Origin of the sequence: Pseudescherichia vulneris (assembly GCF_902164725.1) — a bacterium.
Lineage (GTDB): Bacteria > Pseudomonadota > Gammaproteobacteria > Enterobacterales > Enterobacteriaceae > Pseudescherichia > Pseudescherichia vulneris.
The window spans coordinates 1,583,632-1,586,404 of record NZ_LR607338.1 but is presented as its reverse complement, the minus strand read 5'-3'; the positions used below and the strand labels follow the sequence as shown (position 1 = coordinate 1,586,404).

Here is a 2,773-nt window from a genome sequence, read left to right as displayed (position 1 = left end):
TTTATTGAGCTGTTGTTAACAGGGCAACCGCCACTATCAGACTTTTCCCTACATACCGCTTCGCTTCTCTGTACCAGACTGAAAGTATTAACTCTCATTGCCTGTCTGTCTTGCCAGTACCTTGATGGTACTGGCATTTTTTTATCTTCCGGACCGCTTCCTGCCTACCGAGCGCATAAAATCATTTCTCGGCATGGCGAAGAAAAATAGCAGCGCAAAAACAATCGCCCCCCACGTTATTGAATCATACAAATCGACATCGATATCTACGTGAAAGACGCTACGGGTGAAAGCGGTACCGTGCACAAAAATGCAAAACTGGATCGCAGCCATCATGACGATGACCAACGTATATAAAATGAAAAAAGGATAATTGCTCTTTCTTTGAACAAGAATACGCCCGAAGTAAGCGATACCGAAAACCGCAATGGAGAGCGAATAGTAGACAATAACAGGCCACATCGGGAGCGGTGTAAACAGCTGAAAATCCTCATGCATAATCTATTTCTCTCCGGGTAACTGATACATCGACCATCCTGTAGCGCTCATTCTATTCCTTACCATCACGTACGCGCATCGTTAATCCCGCCTGATGCGTTGCTTTTCCTGCCCTAACCCAGGAAAATGGCGGCCATTTTCTTCATAAAGACAATACAATTTATTATGAGCGTACGTTTAGTGTTAGCCAAAGGGCGCGAGAAGTCTCTGCTGCGCCGTCATCCCTGGGTCTTCTCCGGTGCGGTTGCCCGCATGGAAGGCAAAGCCACCCTCGGTGAAACCGTTGATATCGTTGACCATCAGGGAAAATGGTTAGCTCGCGGCGCATACTCCCCTGCCTCGCAGATCCGCGCCCGCGTCTGGACGTTCGATAAAAACGAAAGCGTGGATATCGCCTTCTTTGGCCGCCGCCTGGCCCAGGCCCAGCAGTGGCGCGACTGGCTGGCGAAGCGCGATGGTCTGGATAGCTATCGCCTGATCGCCGGTGAGTCGGACGGTATGCCCGGCATTACCATCGACCGCTTCGGCAACTTCCTGGTATTGCAGCTGCTGAGCGCAGGCGCAGAGTATCAGCGCCCGGCGCTGGTGGCGGCCCTGCATGAGCGCTACCCCGAGTGCGCCATTTACGACCGCAGCGACGTGGCGGTACGTAAAAAAGAGGGCCTGGAGCTGACTCAGGGCCCGGTGAGCGGTGAGCTGCCGCCGCCGCTGCTGCCGATCGAAGAGAATGGCATGAAGCTGCTGGTGGATATCCAGGCTGGACACAAAACCGGTTACTACCTGGACCAGCGCGACAGCCGACTGGCGACCCGCCAGTACGTTGCGGATAAGCGTGTGCTGAACTGCTTCTCCTACACCGGTGGCTTCGCGGTCTCTGCGCTGATGGGCGGCTGTGCCCAGGTGGTGAGCGTCGATACCTCTCAGGAGGCGCTGGACGTGGCCAAGCAAAACGTAGAACTCAACCAGCTCGACTTGAGCAAAGCGGAATTTGTCCGCGATGACGTTTTCAAGCTGCTGCGTAAATATCGTGATAGTGGTGAGAAGTTTGACGTTATCGTGATGGATCCGCCGAAGTTCGTGGAGAACAAAAGCCAGCTGATGGGTGCGTGCCGTGGCTATAAGGACATCAACATGCTGGCGATCCAGCTGCTGAATCCCGGTGGCGTGCTGCTGACCTTCTCCTGCTCCGGCCTGATGACCACCGATTTATTTCAGAAAATCATCGCTGATGCCGCAATAGATGCGGGTCGTGATGTACAATTTATAGAGCAGTTCCGTCAGGCCGCCGATCACCCGGTGATCGCTCCCTACCCGGAAGGACTGTATCTTAAAGGGTTTGCCTGTCGCGTCATGTAGCTTGAATTCTGGAACCTTATCCCCATATTGGGGATAAGTACTGTTTCCTGGAGGTGACTATGATTGCCAGCAAATACGGCATTGGCCAGCAGGTGCGCCACTCCCTGCTGGGATTTTTGGGCGTAGTGGTAGATATCGACCCGGAATACTCCCTTGATGAACCCTCAGCTGACGAGTTGGCCGTTAACCCGGACCTGCGCGTCGCCCCGTGGTATCACGTGGTGATGGAGGATGATGACGGACAGCCGGTGCATACCTACCTGGCCGAAGCTCAGCTCAGCAGCGAAGTGCAGGATGAACATCCGGAACAACCCTCGATGGATGAGCTCGCGCGCTCTATCCGTAAACAGCTCCAGGCGCCTCGGCTGCGCAACTGATAAGACCCCGCCAGCGCGGGGTCTTTTTTTAGCGGGAAAGTCCCAGGCGTGGGATCTCAATCGCCGGGCAGCGATCCATCACCACGTTTAACCCCGCTTCGCGAGCCAGCACCGCTGCCTGCTCGTTGATCACGCCGAGCTGCAGCCACAGGGTTTGCGCCCCGATGGCAATCGCCTCCTGCGCCACGCCCCAGGCCGCCTCCGACTGGCGGAACACGTCCACCATATCGACCTTCTCGGGAATTTCCGCCAGCGTCGCGTAGCCCTGTTGACCCAGCAGCGTTTTTCCCGCCACCTTCGGCGAGACCGGGATCACATGGTAGCCCTGGTCGAGCAGGTATTTCATGACCCGGTAGCTAGGACGGTCAGGCTTGTCGCTTGCGCCTACCAGCGCAATGGTGTGGGTTGATTTCAGAATGCCAGCAATATCGGTCTCTTTCATAATCATCTCCAGGCTATTTTCTCAAGTGTATGCCAAACCTGGACACTCGACCATCTATCCCATACCTCTGCATGAGGGTAATCAGAAGTGATGTAGCCCC

The 2,773-nt window shown here is 55.1% G+C and carries 4 protein-coding genes; 2 read left to right on the top strand and 2 right to left on the bottom strand.

Translation table 11 applies throughout. The annotated features are described in order from the left end of the window. Positions 1-141: 141 nt before the first annotated feature. The gene (locus FN633_RS06520) at positions 142-498 is read right to left on the bottom strand and encodes a hypothetical protein (RefSeq protein ID WP_154057159.1); all 357 of its coding nucleotides are present in this window, start codon (positions 496-498) and stop codon (positions 142-144) included. 165 nt (positions 499-663) lie between these two features. On the opposite strand from FN633_RS06520, the gene rlmI reads away from it, so the two are divergent. Together rlmI and hspQ are read left to right on the top strand one after the other, a co-directional pair. After that, positions 664-1,854 carry a 23S rRNA (cytosine(1962)-C(5))-methyltransferase RlmI gene (gene rlmI, locus FN633_RS06515; RefSeq protein ID WP_154057158.1) on the top strand — a complete coding sequence of 397 codons (1,191 nt, stop codon included), beginning with the start codon at positions 664-666 and terminating at the stop codon, positions 1,852-1,854. A 59-nt stretch (positions 1,855-1,913) separates the two neighbouring features. Beyond that, positions 1,914-2,231, top strand: coding sequence for a heat shock protein HspQ (hspQ, locus tag FN633_RS06510; protein ID WP_042392502.1), 318 nt, complete (start codon positions 1,914-1,916; stop codon positions 2,229-2,231). Positions 2,232-2,259: 28 nt separating this feature from the next. Here the strand turns inward: hspQ and FN633_RS06505 are convergent, their stop codons facing one another. Further along, positions 2,260-2,673, bottom strand: coding sequence for a CoA-binding protein (locus tag FN633_RS06505; protein ID WP_154057157.1), 414 nt, complete (start codon positions 2,671-2,673; stop codon positions 2,260-2,262). Positions 2,674-2,773 lie beyond the last annotated feature (100 nt).